The sequence below is a fragment of the Arthrobacter celericrescens genome, assembly GCF_003614925.1.
Classification (GTDB): domain Bacteria; phylum Actinomycetota; class Actinomycetes; order Actinomycetales; family Micrococcaceae; genus Arthrobacter; species Arthrobacter celericrescens.
On sequence record NZ_QYLP01000010.1, the window covers coordinates 20932 to 40479 of the forward strand.

The window sequence follows — 19548 nt, forward strand, 5'->3', positions numbered from 1 at the left end:
CCGGCCTTTGTCAGGGAAGCTGCTAGTGGGTGTCCACGGCTTCGACCTCGGACTTGTCCTCGCCCCACAGGGTGTGGAAGGTGCCCTCGGCGTCGACGCGGCCGTAGGTGTGCGCACCGAAGAGGTCACGCTGGCCCTGGATCAGGGCGGCTGCGACGCGCTTGCGGCGCAGGCCGTCGTAGTAGGCCAGGGAAGACGAGAAGACCGGAACCGGGATGCCCAGCTGCACGGCCGTGGCGACCACGCGGCGCCAGGCCGGAAGGGCCTCGGCGATGGCCTTGGTGAAGGCCGGGGCGAACAGCAGGTTGGCGGGCTTCTCGTCGGCGGCGTAGGCCTTGGTGATGTCCTTGAGCAGTTCGGCGCGGATGATGCAGCCGGCACGCCACAGGGAGGCGATCTCGTCGAGCTTCAGGTCCCAGCCGTATTCCTTCGCGGACGAGGTGAGCATGTCCATGCCCTGCGCGTAGGAAACCAGCTTGGAGGCGTACAGTGCCTGGCGGACGTCCTCGACGAAGGTCGCGGGGATTTCGACGGCGGCTTCCTCGCCGGCGAGCAGTTCCTGGCCCAGCTTGCGCTGTTCGCTCTGGGAAGAGAGCGCACGGGCGAAGACGGATTCGGCGATGCCGGAGACCGGGGAACCCAGTTCGAGGGCGGAAATAACCGTCCAGCGGCCGGTGCCCTTCTGGCCTGCGGCGTCCACGACGACGTCGACGAACGGCTTGCCGGTCTTGGCGTCGACGTGGCCGAGGACCTCGGCGGAGATTTCGATCAGGAAGGAGGACAGCTCACCGGTGTTCCATTCAGCGAAGATCTTGGACTGTTCGGCCGGCTCGATGCCTGCACCGGAGCGCAGGAGGTCGAAGGCTTCGCCGATGACCTGCATGTCGGCGTACTCGATGCCGTTGTGGACCATCTTGACGAAGTGGCCTGCGCCGTCGGTGCCGACCCAGGCGCAGCAGGGCTCGCCGTCGACCTTGGCGGAGATCTTTTCCAGCAGCGGGCCGAGGGCCTTGTAGGACTCCTTGGAACCGCCGGGCATGATGGACGGGCCGTTGAGGGCGCCTTCCTCACCGCCGGACACGCCGACGCCCACGAAGTGCAGGCCCTTTTCGGACAGGGCAGCCTCGCGGCGGCGCGTGTCCTCGTAGTGGGAGTTGCCGGCGTCGATGACGATGTCGTCCTCTTCAAGCAGCGGCACGAGCTGGTCGATGACGGCGTCCACCGGCTTGCCGGCCTTCACCATGATGAGGACGCGGCGCGGCTTCTCGAGGGAGTCGACGAGTTCCTGCAGGGTCTCGGTGCGGACGAAGTCGCCTTCGGAGCCGTGCTTTGCAAGGAGTGCGTCGGTCTTTTCGACGGAGCGGTTGTGGAGGGCAACGGTGAAGCCGTTGCGGGCCAGATTGCGGGCCAGATTGGCGCCCATCACCGCAAGGCCGGTGACACCGATGTGTGCTGACATCAAAACTCCAATTCGTCGTGAGTCCTGCCCGGGACGCAGGAAACGTTTTCTAGCGCAGTCGCTGAAATAAACCATACGTATTTGACGGCCATCGCGAAAGTTTTTGCAGAGGATCCGGAAACGTCCGCGTCACAAAAGAGTGTATGGTGCAGGCGCCCGGGCCGCCTCCCGAGGAAGTAACAAAGGCGCCCCTGCGGCCGCCACTATGCTTACCTCTATGTCAACGAGTCTCCACCACCGCGCCGTTGAGCATCTGGGCGCCAGGATTGTCGGTGGGGTCCTTCCCACCGGCCACGTCATGCTGGCCGAACAGCTTGAAGAGGAACTCAAGGTCTCCCGTTCGGTGGTCCGGGAAGCGGTCCGCGTGCTCCAGTCGCTCGGGCTGGTGGAAACGATCAAGCGCGTGGGCATCCGTGTCCTTCCCGCACACCGTTGGAACCCTTTCGATCCCCTCGTCATCCGCTGGCGCCTCGCCGGCGAAGGCCGCGGGGCGCAGCTGCGCTCGCTCGCCGAGCTGCGTTCCGCCGTCGAACCTGCCGCCGCAGAGCTCGCCGCCCAGAACGCGCCGGAGAAGCTCCGCAGCGAACTGGTGGACATCTCACTGGCCATGCGCGACGCCGGACACGCCGGGGACATGCCCACCTTCCTGGAGCTGGACATCCGTTTCCACGCCCTGGTCCTCTCCGGCTCGGGCAACGAAATGTTCGCGAACCTGATCGGCCAGGTCACCGAAACCCTCACCGGACGCACCGTCCACGGCCTAATGCCCACCCACCCGGAGGAGGTCGCCCTGCAGTGGCACATGGATGTCGCGCAGGCCATCGCGGACGGGGACGGCGAAAAGGCCCGCGAGGCGGCCTCGAGCATTATGCGCGAGACCATCGCGGACCTTTCGCCCAGCTGGGAAGACCAGCCGCGGGTGTTCGTCCCGGTGGAGCGGCGGTAGCCCTCTCCCGGGAGGCTCCCCTTACGAAGCGGGGGCGAAGTCCAGCAGGACCTTCCCGGACTGTGCCGAGTTCTTCGCGACCTCGAAGGCTTCCAGGCCGCGGTCCAGGGTGTATTCGTGCGTCACCACCGGGTCCACCTGCAGCGAGCCGTCGGCCAGCGCCGCGATGACTTCGTCGATTTCGTCGTTGAAGCGGAAGGAGCCCAGGAGTTCCAGTTCGCGGGTGATGGCCAGGGAGATGAAGACTGGCTGGGGCCCGGTGGGCAGCAGGCCCACCATGACCACCTTGCCGCCGCGCACCGCGCCCTTGATCGCCGACGCCAGCCCGAAGTGGCTGCCCGAGGACTCGATCACGACGTCGGCCTCCACGGCGGCGATCGCCTCGTCGTCGTCTCCCTTGAGTACCTCGTCGGCGCCCACTGCTCGGGCGATTTCCAGCGGCTTGTCATGCATGTCGACGGCTACGATCCTGGCGGCGCCGGCCCGCTTGAGCACGGCGACGGCCAAGGCACCGATCGGACCGCTGCCGATCACCATCGCCGTCTTGCCCGCGACATCCCCGGCCCGGGCGACGGCATGCCAGGCCACACTGGCCGGTTCCACCAGGGCAGCGGTACGCAGCGACAGGGTTTCCGGAAGTGCGCGCAGCATGCGCGAAGGAAGGGTGGCGTAACGGCTGAACGCGCCGTCGGTGTGCGGGAAGCGGGCCGCGCTGCCGAGGTAGGTGCAGCCCGGGGACAGGTTGGGCCGGTCCTCGGGATACTTCGCCTCGCCGGGGCCCGGCGTCGCGGGGTGCACGGCGACGGGCGTTCCGGCGGCGGGTCCGCTGCCGTCGGCGGCCTGCCGCACCACAGTTCCGACGATTTCGTGGCCCAGGACCATGGGGGCCTTGAGGATGGATTCACCGGCCGCGCCATGCAGCCAGTAGTGCAGGTCGGAGCCGCAGATGCCGCCGTAGGCGATTTCGACGACGGTCTCGTCCGCCGCCGGCGCCTTCAGGGGAACGTCTTCAATGCGGAGATCCCCGGCAGCGTGGGCAACCACGGCGAGGCCGGACTCGGGCAACTGGAAACCCGGAAGTTCGAAGCCGGACATCAGACCACCACCGTCATTCCGCCGTCGACGAAGATCGTCTGGCCGTTGACGAAGTTGGACGCGTCGGAGGCCAGCCACACGGCCGGACCGGCGAGGTCGGCCACGGTCCCCCAGCGGTGCGCCGGGGTGCGGCCCAGGATCCAGGAGTTGAAGTCGGGATCGTCCACCAGGTTCTGGGTCATTTCCGTGTGGATGTAACCCGGGGCGATGCCGTTGATCTGCAGGCCCGAGGCCGCCCATTCGGCGGTCATGGCACGGGTCAGGTTCCGCAGGCCGCCCTTGGCCGCCACGTAGGGGGCGATCGTGGGACGGGCGAGATCGGTCTGCACCGAGCAGATGTTGATGATCTTGCCGCGGCCGCGGGGAACCATGTGCCGGGCGGCTTCGCGGCCCACCAGGAACGCACTGGTCAGGTCGGTGGTGAGGACACGCTCCCAGTCCTTGACGTCGAGCTCAAGCATCGGGACGCGGTGCTGGATGCCGGCGTTGTTGACCAGGATGTCCAGCGGGCCCACGTTTTCCTCAACCCAGGCAACACCGCGCGCAGCTTCGACGTCGCTGGTGACGTCGAAGGCGCAGCTGTGGATGCGTCCGGGGGCGAAGTCCGCGGCGAGGGCGGCCTCAGCGGCCTTGAGGCGGTCCGGGTTGATGCCGTTGAGCACCACCGTGGCGCCGGCGTCCGCCAGGCCGCGGGCCAGGGCGTTGCCGATTCCGCGGCTGGAGCCCGTCACCAGGGCTACGCGCCCGGTGAGGTCGAAGAGTCCACTCATTGCTGTCCTTCTTTTGTGGTGGTGGCTTGTGTGGTGATTGCTTGTGTGGTGAGGGTCGCGTGGGAGTCGCTGAGATTTGAGATGGCCTGGCGGACGACGGCAAGGTCCTGGTCGCCGAGGCCCTGGTCGATCAGTTCGCGGTAGAGCCCGATGCCGGCCGAGGCCATGGGAACGGCGGAACCGGAGGCAGCGGCGCTTTCGAGGACGAAGTTCAGGTCCTTGTGCATGAACTTGGCCGGACCGGTGGGTTCGTAATCCTTGGCGGCGAGGCGGGGTCCGACAATGTCCAGGACCCGGCTTCCGGCGAGGCCGCCGGAGAGCACCTCGAAGAGGGCTGCGGCGTCCATGCCGGAGCGTTCGGCGAGTTCGGCGGCTTCGGCGAGGGCCGCCGTCGTGGTTCCGACGATCAGCTGGTTGCACGCCTTGGCAAGCGAACCGGCGCCGAGCGTGCCCATGCGGCGGACCGTGGTGCCCATCGCGCTGAACAGGGGCAGCAGGCGTTCGAAGTCTTCTGCGGATGCGCCCACCATGATGGCGAGGGTGCTATTTTCGGCACCGGTGGTGCCGCCGCTGACCGGGGCATCGACCACCACGGCGTTGCCGGCACTCGCGTCGTGCACAAGCGCGCCGAAGCCGCGCACCGCCGTCGGGGAGACGCTGCTCATGACGACGACGGCGGTCCCTGCGGCGGGAGGTGCTGCGCGCCAGGATTCAAGCAAGGGAGCCGCGGCATCGATGATGTACCGCAGGTCCGGGAGCATGAAGACGATCACGGGCTGGTCGCGCAGGTCCACCACCGACGCGGCGCCTTGCCCACCAAGGGCGACCAATCGGCTAACGGCGGCCTCCGAGCGGTTCCAGCCTGTCACCTCCCACCCGGCGGCGAGGAGGCTGGCGGCCATGGGGAAGCCCATCAGTCCCAGGCCGACGAAGCCTGCTTTTCCGGCGCTCATCCTGTGCGTACCTCACTTCGTTGTGTCGTCTCAGCTGCAATTCTCCGTAAAAACTGTTCAATATCCTAGCCTCAATTCAGTATGATGAACAGCATGACGACTGATGAACTCACCATCGCGATCGCCGTCCCGCTCGAAGCTGAGCATGTGGAGCGTATCCGCGCCATCGATCCGGCCATCACGGTTCTCTACGATCCGGAGCTGCTGCCGCCGGAACGCTTCCCGGCCGACCACTCCGGAGACCCGGCCTTCAAGCGCACGCCTGAACAGGAAGAGCGCTACTGGGAGATGCTCAACCAGGCACAGATCCTCTACGGTTTCCCCAACGAGAACCCGGCAGGCCTGGCCCGCATCGCGCAGAGCAACCCGCGGCTGCAGTGGATCCACGCCATGGCAGCCGGCGCCGGCGGAGCCGTGAAGGCCTCGGGCCTCGACACCGCCACCCTGGACAAGTTCAAGGTCACCACCTCCGCCGGTGTGCACGCCCTGCCGCTGGCCGAATTCGCCGCGCTCGGCATCCTCAACGGCTTCAAGCGCAGCGCCGAGCTCGCACAGGACCAGGCAGCCAAGGTCTGGCCGGAGCTCCGGATTCCCACCAAGCTGGTGAACGGTTCCACGCTGGTCATCACGGGCCTCGGTGAAATCGGCATGGAGACCGCGCGCGTCGCCCGGGCCCTCGGCATGCGGGTCAGCGGGACCAAGCGGAACGTCGAAGCGATCGACGGCATCGAGGAAGTCGCCACGAACGACGGCCTTGCCGGGCTGCTCGCCACCGCCGACGCCGTCGTCAACACCCTCCCGGGCACGCCGTACACCGAGCGGCTCTTCAACCGCGAGGCCTTCGCGGCCATGAAGCCGGGCACGGTGTTCGTGAACGTGGGGCGCGGCACTGTCGTGGACGAAGACGCCCTGCTGGAGGCGCTGGAGAACGGACAGGTCTCCTACGCCTGCCTGGACGTCTTCGCGGTGGAGCCCCTCCCCCAGGACAGCCCGCTTTGGAACCACCCGAAGGTGATGGTCTCGCCGCACACCTCGGCCCTCAGCGCCGCCGAGAACCGGCTGATCGCCGAACGCTTCTGCAGCAACCTGCGGATCTTCCTTGAGGGCGGCGAAATGCCGCACCTCGTGGACACGGTGCACTTCTACTAAACCGGCTCCACGGCTCCACACAGAACGGCCCCGGCGGATTTCCGCCGGGGCCGTTCTGTTGCCCTGATCCTTCATACGCAGCGAAGCGGCGGCTCCGCGGAGGGAGCCGCCGCTTCGACGTTCTTGCTACTGGACGCCTAGCTGGCGTCCTCCAGGGCGAGCAGGTCGCGGCCTGCCGTCTCCGGCGTGAAGAAGCTGGCGGCGAAGGAGATCAGCGCCAGGACCAGGGAGTAGACCGCCAGGACCAGCCACGAGAAGCCGGTCGCTGCGAGCAGCGCGGCACCGACCAGGGGCACCAGGCCGCCGGCGATGACGGCGGAGATCTCGCGGCTCAGGGCGACGCCGGTGAAGCGGTAGCGGGCGCCGAAGAGCTCGGGAAGCAGCGGGCACTGCGGGCCCAGCATGGACTGCACGCCGAGGGCGATGCCCACCACCATGACCACCCAGACGAGCGTCGGGTTGCCGAGGGTCACCAGGTAGAACGCGGGCAGCGCGATGACCGCCTGGAACAGGGCGCCGTAGCGGTAGACCGGCACGCGGCCGAAACGGTCCGAGAGGGCGCCGAAGGTGACAACCATGACGGCGGCGAAGCCGGCGGCGATCAGCAGGCCCACCGGGCCGATGAACTTGTCGCCCGGGAAGATGCCTTCCTTGGCGGAGAGGAAGGCGATAAGGAGCGCCGAATAGATCGAGGAGTTTCCGTTTTCGCCCATGCGCAGGCCGATGCCCACCAGCACGTTCTTCTTGGAGTGCTTCCACAGTTCGCCCACCGGGTTCTTGACCACGTTCTTGTGCGCCTCCAGCTCCTGGAAAACAGGGGTCTCCTTGAGCTTGAGGCGGATAAAGACGGCCACCAGGATCAGGATGAAGCTTGCCAGGAACGGCACGCGCCACAGCCACCCTTCCAGCACGGACTTGTCCGCGAGGGCGATCAGGGCAAAGGTGCCGGCGCCGAGCAGGGTGCCCAGCTGGATGCCGACGAACGGCAGTGCGGCGAAGAAACCACGACGGCGGCGCGGGGCGACTTCCGAGATCAGGGTCGTTGCGCCGGCCTGCTCGGCGCCGGCGCCGAGACCTTGGACGATACGGAGAGTGACCAGCAGGACCGCGCCGAGCATGCCGGCCTGCTCGAAGGTGGGCAGCAAGCCGATGGCGAAGCTGGCAAGGCCCATCATGCCGATGGTCAGCAGCAGGACCATCTTGCGGCCGAAGCGGTCGCCAATGTAGCCGAAGATGATGCCGCCGAACGGCCGGGCTGCGAAGCCGACGCCGTAGGTGGCGAACGACGCGATCAGGGCGCCCGTGTCGCCCAGCGGCTTGAAGAACAACGGCCCGAAGATCAAGGCCGAAGCCAGGCCGTAGATGTAGAAATCGTAGTACTCCAGGGCGGAGCCGACGGAACTGGCAAGCGTGGCTTTCCGCAACTGGCCCGGATCGACGACCGCGTCGTCCGGACCGGCAACCACGGTCTTAGTACGAATTGTCACTAGCACTCCCTTAGGAACATCCAGGCCCCCGTTGGCCTGGGCATAGCATCGGCACGGTGGCCAGAATCACTATATTGAACAGCGTACAACAAGCTGAACAATGTTCAAGAGGTATAATCAGATTTATTTCCCGATCAGCCCATCGGGTTGCCCAGGGAGTGCGCGAGCTCCTTGAGTTCCTTGACCATCAGGTCGCCCTGTTCTTCCGAATACGTCGCTTTAAGGGACGTGACGGAGAGCCCCAGACTCGGCCCGTGTGCCCCGTGGGTCGGCACGGGCACCGCCAGGCAAACCACGCCCAGGGTGGATTCCTCGTCTTCGAAGGCGAAGCCGCGGCGGCGGATTTCGGCCACCTGGGCCTTGAGCTCGGCCGCCGAACGCAGGGACTTGGCGGTCATGACCGGGAGTTCGAGTTCGTCCGGGAACATCGCCTCAATGTCGTGGTCGTGGAGCTGGGCCAGGAGGGCCTTGCCGACGGCGCACAGGGACAGCGGCATCTTGTCGCCGATGTTGGAGGTGAGGCGGACAGCCGGGTGGCCTTCGTAACGGGCCAGGTAGATGACATGGTCGCCGTCGCGCATCGCGATGCGGACCGTCTCGCCGGAGAGCGTCGGTGCCTGCTCGCAGTACTTGTAGAACTCCTGGACCTCATCGAGCCGGCTCAGGTAGGCGGCGCCCAGCTCCACGAGCTTGCGGCCGAGCGAGAAGTCAGCGCCCTCGCGCGTGATCAGGCGCGCTTCTTCAAGGGCAAGCAGGAGGTTTGAGGTGGACGACTTCGGGATGCCCAGTTCGCGTGCCAGGTCACTCAGGGTCAGCCGGCCCGACGGCGCAGCGGCCAAGGCATCCAGCACAGCGGCCGCCCGGGTCACCGCGGGAGCCGGCGAGGAACCCCCGGGGCTCTCAGTGGAACGGGAAGCGCGGGAATCGGCCATGACTCTCCTTGACGGTGGCTGGTCCGGAATGAAAGGCCCGGAAGACCCTGTTCAGTCCAGTGAACAAGTCCCATCATAGTGGCTTCGCAGTAAATGCGCTCCGGAGTGGCGGGAAACAGGACGCTTCCCAACACAGGGAATTCACTGTATATTCATTTTCGAGCTCTCCACCGCGGCATCCCCCAATAGTCGCGGTGGAGAGCTCTTCCAGTTTCCGGACTCTTCGGCGCGCGATTCGCGGGCATAAAAGAAGCCCGCCATTCCTGCCTCGCGGCGTGAATGACGGGCTTCGTCGGTGGGTCCTACCGGGATCGAACCGATGACATCCACGGTGTAAACGTGGCGCTCTACCAGCTGAGCTAAAGACCCAAAAACGTGGTTCCGCCGGGATTCCCGGCCGGAGCAACGAACATAGACTCTACCCGATCCGGCCGCCGGAAAGCGAATCGCCGCGCCGCCCTGAGGCGGGCAACGGTGTGCTGCTTCAGAGCAGCTCAGGCAGCTCCTCAGCGAGCCAGGACAAGGCGGCGCTGACCCCGGCGTCGATCTTCAGGTCGGCAAGGCCGTCTCCGCGGGTGGCGCCCCGGTTGATGATCACCACCGGCTTGCCCGCCTTCGCGGCGTGGCGGACAAAGCGCAGCCCGCTCATGACGGTCAGCGACGAGCCGGCCACCAGCAAGGCCCCGGCGTCATCGACCATGGCATAGGCGCGTTCCACCCGCTCCTTGGGCACGTTCTCGCCGAAATAGACGAAGTCCGGTTTCAGCACGCCGCCGCACACCGGGCACCTGGCCACCACGAAACCACGGATCAGCTCCGGATCTTCCACGACGGCGTCGGCGTCGGGCGCCATCTCGATGACGCCCGTGGCTTCGGCGGCTTCGAGGAATCCAGGATTGATTTCCTCAAGGATTCCGCTCAGCAGCTTCCTGCTGAAGCCGTGGCCGCCGTCGAGGCAAACCACCCGGTCGTAGCGGCCGTGGAGGTCCACCACGTTACGGCTGCCGGCGTCTTCGTGCAGCCGGTCGACGTTCTGCGTGATCAGCCCGCTCAGGAGGCCGCGCCCTTCCAAGCGGGCGACGGCGAAATGCCCGGCATTCGGATCGGCATGCCGGAGTTTGGACCAGCCGATGTGGTTGCGCGCCCAATAGCGACGGCGGTTGTCGGCGCTGCCGACGAACTCCTGGTAGGTCATCGGCTTGCGGGGCGCAGCACCCGGGCCACGGTAATCCGGAATGCCCGAATCCGTGCTCAGGCCCGCACCGGTGAGCACGGCCAGGTGTTTCCCGCCAAGGAGGCCGGAGGCCTGCCGCATCGCCGGGACGTCCTCCGCCGCCAGCGGAGCCGTCCCGGCCGGTGCCAGGCTGGCCAGGCCGGTTGTCCCGATCCCGGGGCGGCGTGCGTCCATGGCTTCAGGCCACGGACTTTCAGGCGCCGAGACCGGCGAGTGCCGCCCGGTATTCGGCCAGGTCCCGGGCCTGACCGCGCGGATTCACCACGACGTAGCGGATGATGCCTGCCGCATCGATGATGAAGGTGCCGCGCAAGGCCATGCCTGTGGCGTCGTCGAACACTCCATATGTCCGGGCGACCTCGCCGTGCGGCCAGAAATCGGCGAGCAGGTCGAAGCTGTAGCCTTCCTTCTCCGCGTAGGCGCGCTGGGCGAACTTGCTGTCCACCGAAACGCCCAGGACCGTGGCGTTGGCGTCCTCGAAAACGGCGAGGTTGTCCCGGATCTCGCAGAGTTCGCCGGTGCAGATCCCGGAGAACGCGAAGGGGTAGAAAACGACGGCGACGTTGCGTCCCCGGAGGGTGGAGAGGCGGACCGGTTCGCCGTACTGGTTGACAAGCTCAAAGTCGGGGGCTTCCTCACCGACCGCCGGAACGCCCTGCAGCACGTCCGCCCGGCCGGCCCGGGAGTGCGTCACTTGTTCTTCTTCCGGGCGACGAGGCGGGTGGCGCTCCAGTCCTTGGACACACCAGCGGACGTGGTGCAGTGGAGGCCCGCCGTGGGAGCGGCGTCCTGGATTTCAGACGGGGAAACGTGGCTGGGACGGCCGGACTTGGGGGTCAGGACCCACACCACGCCGCCCTCGCTGAGAGTGGTCTGGGAATCCACCAAGGCATCGACGAGATCGCCGTCGCCGTCACGCCACCAGAAGATCACGGCATCGACGACCTCGTGGTCGTCCTCGTCGAGGAGTTCGGAGCCGGTCAGCTCCTCAATATCGTCACGCAAGTCGAAGTCGACATCATCGTCGTAACCGAACTCTTGAATCAGATCCCCGTCCTTGAAACCCAATCTTTCCGCCACATTTACCGATGTGGCGGCGTCGGCCTCGCTCACGTTTTCCTCCTCTGAAGTGATTTCGATTACTACCAGCCAACACCCTTTGGGTGCCTGCTTCAAGCCATTATCGCCCGATGAACCCGATTACGTGTCACCGCCACTGCGGCAAAAGCACGGCGAATCCTCAGTCACATCACGCTTAAACGGCCTGCGCGGCTACGCATCCCAGCATCGACAAAGCTACAGTGGCCAGTAAGCACATCGGCTGCAGGGCAACCGCCCCGTAAATGCGCAGCCGTTGCTCTAGAGAACCTGCCCGGCATACCTGACCGGGCTGTTGTAACCGAGATGTCGCACACGACGCGTTCATGACGGGCAGTTACCCTGCCGGACTTGAGGCGCCGCTGCTTGCGCCAAAAGAGAGGTTGGACGTGGCTGCAGGAGAAGAGACCTCACACATCCTCAGCGGGTTGACTGCCCAGCTGCCTGATCGTGATCCGGAAGAGACCGCGGAATGGATTGAGTCCCTGGACACCTTGATCAAGGAGCAGGGAACCGAACGCGCGCAATACATCATGCGCAGCCTGTTGCAGCGTGCCGGCGCGCAGTCCGTGGGCGTGCCCATGGTCACGACGACGGACTATGTAAACACCATCCCGGCGGACCAGGAAGCGAAGTTCCCGGGCAACGAAGAATTCGAGCGCCGCTACCGGGCGTACATGCGTTGGAATGCAGCAGTGATGGTGCACCGCGCACAGCGCTCCGACATCGGCGTGGGCGGACACATTTCCACGTACGCCGGCGCCGCTACTTTGTACGAAGTGGGCTTCAACCACTTCTTCCGCGGCAAGGACCACCCGTCCGGCGGCGACCAGGTGTTCTTCCAGGGACACGCTTCCCCCGGCATGTACGCCCGCGCCTTCATGGAAGGACGCCTCGGCGAAGAAGACCTTGACGGTTTCCGCCAGGAGAAGTCCAAGGAGGGCCACGCGCTGTCCTCCTACCCGCACCCGCGCCTGATGCCGGCCTTCTGGGAATTCCCCACGGTCTCCATGGGCATCGGCCCGATGAATGCCATCTACCAGGCCCAGGCCAACCGCTACCTGCAGGGCCGGGGCATCAAGGACACCTCCGAGCAGCAGGTCTGGGCCTTCCTCGGCGACGGTGAAATGGACGAGCCCGAATCGCGCGGCTTGCTCCAGCTCGCCGCCAACGAAAACCTGGACAACCTGAACTTCGTCATCAACTGCAACCTGCAGCGCCTCGACGGACCCGTCCGCGGCAACGGCAAGATCATGCAGGAACTCGAGGCGTTCTTCCGCGGTGCCGGCTGGAACGTCATCAAGGTGGTCTGGGGCCGCGAGTGGGACGACCTGCTCGCCAAGGACTCCGACGGTTCCCTCGTGAACATCATGAACGAGACCCTCGACGGCGACTACCAGACCTACAAGGCAGAGTCCGGCGGATTCGTGCGCGAGCACTTCTTCGGCAAGACCCCGGCCACCAAGGACATGGTTGCCGACTTCTCGGACGAGCAGATCTGGCAGCTCAAGCGCGGCGGCCATGACTACCGCAAGGTCTACGCCGCCTACAAGGCTGCCACCGAGTTCAAGGGCAAGCCGACCGTCATCCTTGCCAAGACCGTCAAGGGCTACGGCCTGGGGCCGCACTTCGAGGGCCGCAACGCGACCCACCAGATGAAGAAGCTGACGCTGGAGGACCTGAAGGCCTTCCGCGACTACCTGCGCATCCCGATCACGGACGAGCAGCTTGAAGCCGACCCGTACCGTCCGCCGTATTACCACCCGGGCATGGACGCGCCGGAGATCAAGTACCTCATGGAGCGCCGCGCGGAATTGGGCGGCTTCCTCCCGGAGCGCCGTTCCAAGCACACCGAGGTGACGCTTCCGGAGGACAAGTCCTACGAGGTCGCCAAGCGCGGTTCGGGCAAGCAGCAGGCAGCCACCACCATGGCCTTCGTACGCCTGCTCAAGGACCTCATGCGCGACAAGAACTTCGGCGCGCGCTTTGTCCCGGTTGTCCCGGACGAATCCCGCACCTTTGGCATGGACGCGTTCTTCCCGACGGCGAAGATCTACAACCCGAAGGGCCAGAACTACCTGTCCGTGGACCGCGACCTTGTGCTTGCGTACAAGGAGTCCCCGGCCGGCCAGCTGATCCACCCGGGCATCAACGAGGCCGGTGCCGTCGCAGCGTTCACCGCGGCCGGAACCTCCTACGCCACCCACGGCGAACCCCTGGTTCCGATCTACGTGTTCTACTCGATGTTCGGCTTCCAGCGCACGGGCGACTCCTTCTGGGCAGCGGCGGACCAGATGACCCGCGGCTTCATCGTCGGCGCCACCGCAGGACGCACCACCCTGACCGGTGAAGGCCTGCAGCACGCCGACGGCCACTCCCCCCTCCTGGCCTCCACCAACCCGGCCGTGGTCACCTACGACCCCGCCTACGGTTACGAAATCGGACACATCATCCGTGACGGCCTGGAGCGGATGTACGGCCCCGACTCGGCCGACCGCAACCTCATGTACTACCTGACCGTGTACAACGAGCCGATCGTCCAGCCGGCCGAGCCCGAAGACCTCGATGTCAACGGCCTCCTCAAGGGCATCTACCGGCTCGCCGCCGCCACCAACGGGTCCGCGGAACGCCCGAAGGCCCAGATCCTCGCCTCCGGCGTCTCGGTGCCGTGGGCCCTGGAAGCCCAGCGCATCCTTGACGAGGAATGGAACGTGGCAGCCGACGTCTGGTCCGTCACCTCCTGGAACGAACTGCGCCGCGACGGCCTTGCCGCCGAGGAGCAGGCCTTCCTGAACCCGGGCGAAGCCGCCCACGTACCGTTCGTCGCCCAGCAGCTTGCCGGCGCCGAGGGCCCCGTGGTTGCCGTTTCGGACTACATGAAGGCTGTTCCGGACCAGATCCGCCAGTTCATCCCGAACGACTTCGCGGCCCTGGGTGCAGACGGCTTCGGTTTCTCCGACACCCGTGCCGCGGCACGTCGCTTCTTCAAGAACGACACCCACTCGATCGTCGCCAAGACCCTCCAGCTGCTGGCGCAGCAGGGCAAGGTCGACCCCTCGGCCCCCGGCCTGGCAATCGAGAAGTACCGCCTGCTCGACGTCAACGCAGGAACCACCGGCGGCGCCGGCGGCGACAGCTAAGCGACCGGCAACACCCAGACGGCGGCCCCACCGGAAGGCGGGGCCGCCGTCGGCGTTTAAGGGGTTTCCCGCGCGGAGGCGGCCGCAAGCAACGGAAGCGGTGGCACCGGCTTGTAGCCTTCGCACAAATGGAGCTTGTGCGGCGCGGGCCTTATGCTCAAAGAATGGCAGAGCCCACCCCCACCTCCGCGAAACGCAAGGCGCCCTCGCGTGCGGTCTCCCCCGAGAAAGCCGAAACCCTCAAACGGCTCCGCGCGAATGTCGGCCAGCTGTCCACCACTACCATGCGCCAGCTGGAAAAATCCCTTCCGTGGTACACGCGGCTAAGCGCCGATGAACGCTCGGCGCTGGGCCTGGTGGCCCAGAACGGCATCGCGGCGTTCGTCACCTGGTACGAACGTCCGAGCTCTCCTTCCTGGATCCTCACCGACGTGTTCGGCAACGCCCCCACCGAACTCACCCGATCGATCAGCCTGCAGAAGGCGCTGCAGCTGATCCGGATCGTGGTGGAGGTGGTGGAGAACCAGGTCCCGGTGATCGCGCCCGAACCCGACCAGCCGTCACTGCGGGAAGCGGTGCTGCGATACTCGCGCGAGGTGGCCTTCGCTGCCGCCGACGTCTACGCCCGCGCCGCGGAATCCCGCGGTTCCTGGGACACCCGCCTCGAGGCCCTGATCGTCGACGCGATCCTGCGCGGCGAGAACACCGACGCCCTGCGTTCCCGGATCGCCGCGCTGGGCTGGAAAGCCCAGGAACGGTTCACCGTGATGGTCGGCAATTCGCCTTCCGAACCCAGCGCGAGCTACGTCAGCGAACTGCGCCGCACCGCCGGCCGCTTCGCCGAGGACGCCCTGGTGGGCATCCAGGGCGACAGGCTGATCCTGATCCTCGGCGGGGTCCAGGACCGCGACACCGCCTACCTGAAACTGAGCGAACTGTTCGCCCCGGGTCCCGTTGTGTACGGCCCCGAGGCCGGTTCGCTGCTGGAAGCGAGCAGTTCGGCGCAGGCCGCCTTCGCCGGCCTCACCGCCGCGCGCGCCTGGCCCTCGGCCCCGCGGCCCGTCGCCGCCGACGATCTCCTGCCCGAACGCGTGGTGTCCGGGGACGACGCCGCCCGCCGCTCACTCATCAAGAACATCTACCGTCCGCTCATCGCCGCCTCCAACGGACTGGTCGAGACGCTCGGAACCTACCTTGAGCTGGGCCATTCCCTGGAAGCGACGGCCCGCGAACTGTTCGTCCATGCCAACACCGTGCGGTACCGGCTCAAGCGCGTCTGCGACGTGACAGGCTGGGATCCGTTGCTTCCGCGGGAGGCGTTCGTACTCCAGACAGCCCTCGTGGTGGGCCGCCTTTCGGCCCCGCCGAAGGCGTCGCCGGAGCGTCATGGTTCCCGGAACGGCAACTGAGTCGTTGTAGACTTCCTACAAACCGTCCCAGTGAGCTTGGTGTACGAAAACACCGTTGGATCACGCGGCAATTTGGAAAGCTGGTTACGTGCTTGCAATCGTCTGCCCTGGACAGGGCTCGCAAACCCCTGGATTCCTGGCCCCGTGGCTGGAGCTGCCTTCCGTGGAAGGACATCTGGCTGCCCTGAGCGAGATTGCCGGAATCGACCTCAAGGCCCACGGCACCACCTCCGATGAGGAGACCATCAAGGACACTGCCGTCGCGCAGCCCCTGATCGTCGCCGCCGGGCTGGTCGCCGCGAAGTCCTTGTTCGACGTCGAACTCAGCACCCTGCCGGTGGTTCTGGCCGGGCACTCGGTCGGCGAGATCACCGCGTCCGCCCTCGCCGGGGTGCTCAGCGAAAGCGACGCCATGACGTTCGTGCGCGAACGCGCCAACAACATGGCAGCCGCCGCCGCCGTCACCCCCACCGGCATGAGCGCCGTCGTCGGCGGCGACCCGGCAGAGGTCCTGGCGGCCATCGAGGCGTCCGGTGCGGCACCGGCCAACGTCAACGGCGCGGGCCAGACCGTCGCCGCCGGCACGTTCGAGCAGCTCCAGGCCCTCGCTGACAACCCGCCGGCCAAGGCACGGGTCATCCCGCTCAAGGTGGCGGGCGCCTTCCACACGGCCCACATGGCACCCGCCGTGGACGCCCTCGAAGCGCTGCGCCCGTCCCTGAAGCCGCAGGCTCCTTCCGTCCCGCTCCTGTCGAACTTCGACGGCGGCGAGGTCACCGACGGCGATGCCGCCGTCGGCAGCCTGATCGCCCAGGTGTCCCGCCCGGTCCGCTGGGACCTCTGCATGGAAAACCTGGTGCAGCGCGGCGTCACCGGCCTGATCGAACTGGCCCCGGCAGGCACCCTCGCTGGCTTGGCCAAGCGCGGGATGCCCGGCGTCAAGACCGTTGCCGTGAAGACCCCGGAGGACCTGTCCGCGGCACTGGCCCTCTTCGCCGAACTGGAGGCCAGCGCATGAGCGCCCCCACACTGAAGCAGGCACCGGCCAAGGAGTTCTCCCGGATCCTCGGCATCGGCGCCTACCGGCCTGAAGTCATCGTCACCAACGACGACGTCTGCCAGTGGATCGATTCCTCCGACGAGTGGATCCGCCAGCGCACCGGCATCGTCACCCGGCACCGGGCCCCCGAGGGTGTCAGCGTGATCGACATGGCCGAAGGCGCAGCCCGCGAAGCCCTCGCGCAGGCAGGCATCGAGGCCTCCCAGCTGGGCGCCGTGATCGTCTCCACCGTGACGCACCCCTACGCCACCCCGTCGGCCGCTGCCGCGCTGACCGACCGGCTCGGCGCGACCCCGGCCGCCGCCTTCGATATTTCCGCCGCCTGCGCCGGCTACTGCTACGGCGTGGCCCAGGGCGACGCCCTGGTCCGTTCCGGCGCCGCGGACTACGTCCTGGTGGTCGGCGCCGAAAAGCTCTCGGACGTCATCGACAACCACGAACGCACCATCTCCTTCCTGCTCGGCGACGGCGCCGGCGCTGTCATCGTCGGGCCTTCCGACGCGCCGGGCATCGGCCAGTCGATCTGGGGTTCGGACGGCAGCAAGTGGAACGCCATCGGCATGACCCACTCCCTTGACGAGGTCCGCAAGCTCGGCGAGTCCGCACGGCACTCGGACGAGACGGACGACCTCGCCCTCATCTCGGCGACCCAGGACATCTGGCCCACGCTGCGCCAGGACGGGCAGACCGTGTTCCGCTGGGCTGTCTGGGAGATGGCGAAGGTGGCCCAGCAGGCCCTCGACGCCGCCGGCATCGAAGCCTCGGACCTTGCGGCGTTCGTGCCGCACCAGGCGAACATGCGGATCATCGACGAGATGGTCAAGAAGCTCAAGCTCCCCGAAACCGTGGTTGTCGCCCGCGACATCGCCGAATCGGGCAACACCTCCGCGGCCTCGATCCCGCTGGCAACGCACCGGCTCCTGCAGGAGAACCCGCAGCTCAGCGGCGGACTTTCCCTGCAGATCGGCTTCGGTGCCGGCCTCGTCTTCGGCGCCCAGGTGGTGGTCCTGCCGTAACCTGACTGCGGCAGGCATGCAATCGATCATGACCTTGACAACCAAGCCGTATCCGCGGTTTGCCCCGTTTCCGGCATAGCCGGCACAACAAGAAAAGGAGCCAACAATGGCTAGCAACGAAGAAATCCTGGCCGGCCTGGCTGAAATCGTCAACGAAGAGACCGGCCTGGCCGCAGACGCCGTCGAGCTGGACAAGTCCTTCACCGAGGACCTGGACATCGACTCCATCTCCATGATGACCATCGTGGTCAACGCCGAAGAGAAGTTCGGCGTGCGCATCCCGGACGAAGAGGTCAAGAACCTGAAGACCGTCGGCGACGCCGTCAACTTCATCGCAGGCGCACAGGCCTAGTCCTGTCTCCAGTTGTGCCGGGCCCGGGTGCACTGCCATCCCGTGCCCGGCACAGCCGCATTACCCAAGTTTTCCTGCCCTGCGAGGAACCGCAGTCGCGCAGGCTGATATCCGACAGAGAGTGATCGCATGGCACGCAAAGTAGTCATTACCGGTCTGGGGGCCACCACTCCCATCGGTGGCGACGTTCCCACGATGTGGAAGAACGCGCTTAAAGGGGTCTCCGGGGCCCACACGCTCGAGGACGAGTGGGTGGCCAAATACGACCTCCCCGTCCACTTTGCTGCCCGGTGCTCGACTCCGGCCCTGGATGTGCTGACCCGCGTCGAGGCCAAGCGCATGGACCCGTCCACCCAGTTCGGCGTCATCGCCGCCCGTGAAGCCTGGGCCGACGCGGGCATCACGGATATCGACCACGACCGCCTGGCTGTCGCCTTCGCAACCGGCATCGGCGGCGTCTGGACCCTGCTCGACGCCTGGGACACCCTGAAGGAAAAGGGCCCCCGCCGCGTCCTGCCGATGACCGTGCCGATGCTCATGCCCAACGGCGTCGCCGCCGCCGTCAGCCTCGACCTCGGCGCCCGCGCCGGTGCACACACGCCGGTCTCCGCCTGTGCTTCCGGTACCGAAGCCCTGCACCTGGGACTGGACCTGATCCGCTCCGGCAAGGCCGACGTCGTGATGTGCGGCGGCGCCGAAGCTGCCATCCACCCGATGCCGCTTGCTGCGTTCTCCTCGATGCAGGCCCTCTCCCGCCGCAACGACGACCCCGAGCACGCGTCCCGCCCCTACGACCTCGACCGCGACGGCTTCGTGATGGGTGAAGGCGCCGGCGCCCTGGTGCTGGAGGCCGAGGAACACGCCCTCGCCCGCGGCGCCCGCATCTACGGTGAGCTGGCCGGCACCTCGGTCACGGCCGACGCCTACCACATCACCGCCCCGGACCCCGAGGGCCTGGGTGCCACCCGCGCCCTGAAGGCCGCCATGTTCGACGGCCGGATCCAGGCTGCAGACGTGGTGCACGTCAACGCCCACGCCACCTCCACTCCGGTCGGTGACAAGCCCGAGTACACCGCGCTCCGCGCCGCTCTCGGAAGCCACGTCGACAACGTGGCGGTCTCCGCCACGAAGTCCCAGATGGGTCACCTCCTGGGCGCCTCCGGCGCCGTGGAAGCCGTGCTGACGGTCCTGGCCGTCTACGAACGCCAGGCTCCGCTGACCATCAACCTGGAGAACCAGGACCCGGAGATCCCGCTCGACGTCGTCACCTCCGCCCGCACCCTGCCTGCCGGCGACATCGTGGCCCTGAGCAACTCCTTCGGCTTTGGCGGCCACAATGCCGTCATCGCCGTCCGGAGCGTCTAGCCGCCGCTATTCTGGCCGGTACATGAGGAGGGCCCCGCCACAGGCGGGGCCCTCCTCATTTGCTATGGATGTGGTGCCGGTTC

General features: G+C 66.8%; 17 protein-coding genes and 1 tRNA gene. 8 read left to right on the forward strand and 10 right to left on the reverse strand.

The window, feature by feature from the left end:
- Nucleotides 1-22: 22 nt before the first annotated feature.
- The gene (gene gndA / locus D3654_RS00600) at nt 23-1459 is read right to left on the reverse strand and encodes an NADP-dependent phosphogluconate dehydrogenase (protein WP_120519603.1); all 1437 of its coding nucleotides are present in this window, start codon (nt 1457-1459) and stop codon (nt 23-25) included.
- Between the two features lie 217 nt (nt 1460-1676).
- Between gndA and D3654_RS00605 the strand changes: the two genes are divergently transcribed.
- Nucleotides 1677-2405 carry a FadR/GntR family transcriptional regulator gene (locus D3654_RS00605; protein ID WP_120519604.1) on the forward strand — a complete coding sequence of 243 codons (729 nt, stop codon included), beginning with the start codon at nt 1677-1679 and terminating at the stop codon, nt 2403-2405.
- A 21-nt stretch (nt 2406-2426) separates the two neighbouring features.
- On the opposite strand, the gene D3654_RS00610 is transcribed toward D3654_RS00605, so the two are convergent.
- From D3654_RS00610 to D3654_RS00620, 3 genes are read right to left on the reverse strand one after another with little or no spacing between them, the layout of a single operon-like run.
- Nucleotides 2427-3500, reverse strand: a complete 1074-nt coding sequence (locus D3654_RS00610) for an L-idonate 5-dehydrogenase (protein WP_120519605.1) — start codon at nt 3498-3500, stop codon at nt 2427-2429.
- Nucleotides 3500-4270 carry an SDR family oxidoreductase gene (locus D3654_RS00615; protein ID WP_120519606.1) on the reverse strand — a complete coding sequence of 257 codons (771 nt, stop codon included), beginning with the start codon at nt 4268-4270 and terminating at the stop codon, nt 3500-3502. The genes D3654_RS00610 and D3654_RS00615 overlap by 1 nt, the downstream gene beginning before the upstream one ends.
- The gene (locus tag D3654_RS00620; protein ID WP_120519607.1) at nt 4267-5223 is read right to left on the reverse strand and encodes an NAD(P)-dependent oxidoreductase; all 957 of its coding nucleotides are present in this window, start codon (nt 5221-5223) and stop codon (nt 4267-4269) included. Before D3654_RS00620 ends, D3654_RS00615 begins: the two co-directional genes overlap by 4 nt.
- An 81-nt stretch (nt 5224-5304) precedes the next feature.
- Here D3654_RS00620 and D3654_RS00625 point away from each other — a divergent pair, with 81 nt between their 5' ends.
- Entirely contained in the window at nt 5305-6372 is a 1068-nt protein-coding gene (locus D3654_RS00625) for an NAD(P)-dependent oxidoreductase (protein WP_120519608.1), read from the forward strand.
- A 137-nt stretch (nt 6373-6509) separates the two neighbouring features.
- Here the strand turns inward: D3654_RS00625 and D3654_RS00630 are convergent, their stop codons facing one another.
- The 6 genes from D3654_RS00630 to D3654_RS00655 form a co-directional block, all read right to left on the reverse strand.
- Nucleotides 6510-7859, reverse strand: a complete 1350-nt coding sequence (locus tag D3654_RS00630) for an MFS transporter (protein WP_120519609.1) — start codon at nt 7857-7859, stop codon at nt 6510-6512.
- 134 nt (nt 7860-7993) lie between these two features.
- Complete coding sequence (locus D3654_RS00635; protein ID WP_120519610.1) at nt 7994-8791, reverse strand: IclR family transcriptional regulator; 798 nt, start codon at nt 8789-8791, stop codon at nt 7994-7996.
- A 296-nt stretch (nt 8792-9087) separates the two neighbouring features.
- Nucleotides 9088-9160: transfer RNA gene (locus D3654_RS00640), tRNA-Val, on the reverse strand.
- A 115-nt stretch (nt 9161-9275) separates the two neighbouring features.
- The gene (locus D3654_RS00645; protein WP_120519611.1) at nt 9276-10199 is read right to left on the reverse strand and encodes an NAD-dependent protein deacetylase; all 924 of its coding nucleotides are present in this window, start codon (nt 10197-10199) and stop codon (nt 9276-9278) included.
- Nucleotides 10200-10218: 19 nt separating this feature from the next.
- Entirely contained in the window at nt 10219-10719 is a 501-nt protein-coding gene (locus D3654_RS00650) for a peroxiredoxin (RefSeq protein ID WP_245413019.1), read from the reverse strand.
- Nucleotides 10716-11138, reverse strand: coding sequence for a DUF3052 domain-containing protein (locus tag D3654_RS00655; protein WP_120519612.1), 423 nt, complete (start codon nt 11136-11138; stop codon nt 10716-10718). The genes D3654_RS00650 and D3654_RS00655 overlap by 4 nt, the downstream gene beginning before the upstream one ends.
- 374 nt (nt 11139-11512) lie before the next feature.
- Here D3654_RS00655 and aceE point away from each other — a divergent pair, with 374 nt between their 5' ends.
- The 6 genes from aceE (at nt 11513) to D3654_RS00685 (ending at nt 19465) form a co-directional block, all read left to right on the forward strand.
- Entirely contained in the window at nt 11513-14263 is a 2751-nt protein-coding gene (gene aceE, locus D3654_RS00660; protein ID WP_120519652.1) for a pyruvate dehydrogenase (acetyl-transferring), homodimeric type, read from the forward strand.
- Between the two features lie 164 nt (nt 14264-14427).
- Nucleotides 14428-15672, forward strand: a complete 1245-nt coding sequence (locus tag D3654_RS00665; RefSeq protein ID WP_120519613.1) for a PucR family transcriptional regulator — start codon at nt 14428-14430, stop codon at nt 15670-15672.
- Between the two features lie 88 nt (nt 15673-15760).
- Nucleotides 15761-16690, forward strand: a complete 930-nt coding sequence (locus tag D3654_RS00670) for an ACP S-malonyltransferase (protein ID WP_205571692.1) — start codon at nt 15761-15763, stop codon at nt 16688-16690.
- Nucleotides 16687-17748 carry a beta-ketoacyl-ACP synthase III gene (locus D3654_RS00675; protein ID WP_120519615.1) on the forward strand — a complete coding sequence of 354 codons (1062 nt, stop codon included), beginning with the start codon at nt 16687-16689 and terminating at the stop codon, nt 17746-17748. The genes D3654_RS00670 and D3654_RS00675 overlap by 4 nt, the downstream gene beginning before the upstream one ends.
- 106 nt (nt 17749-17854) lie before the next feature.
- A complete protein-coding gene (locus tag D3654_RS00680; protein WP_120519616.1) occupies nt 17855-18100 on the forward strand; it encodes an acyl carrier protein in 246 nt (81 codons plus the stop codon).
- Nucleotides 18101-18229: 129 nt separating this feature from the next.
- Entirely contained in the window at nt 18230-19465 is a 1236-nt protein-coding gene (locus D3654_RS00685) for a beta-ketoacyl-[acyl-carrier-protein] synthase family protein (RefSeq protein WP_120519617.1), read from the forward strand.
- The last annotated feature ends 83 nt before the right edge of the window (nt 19466-19548 follow it).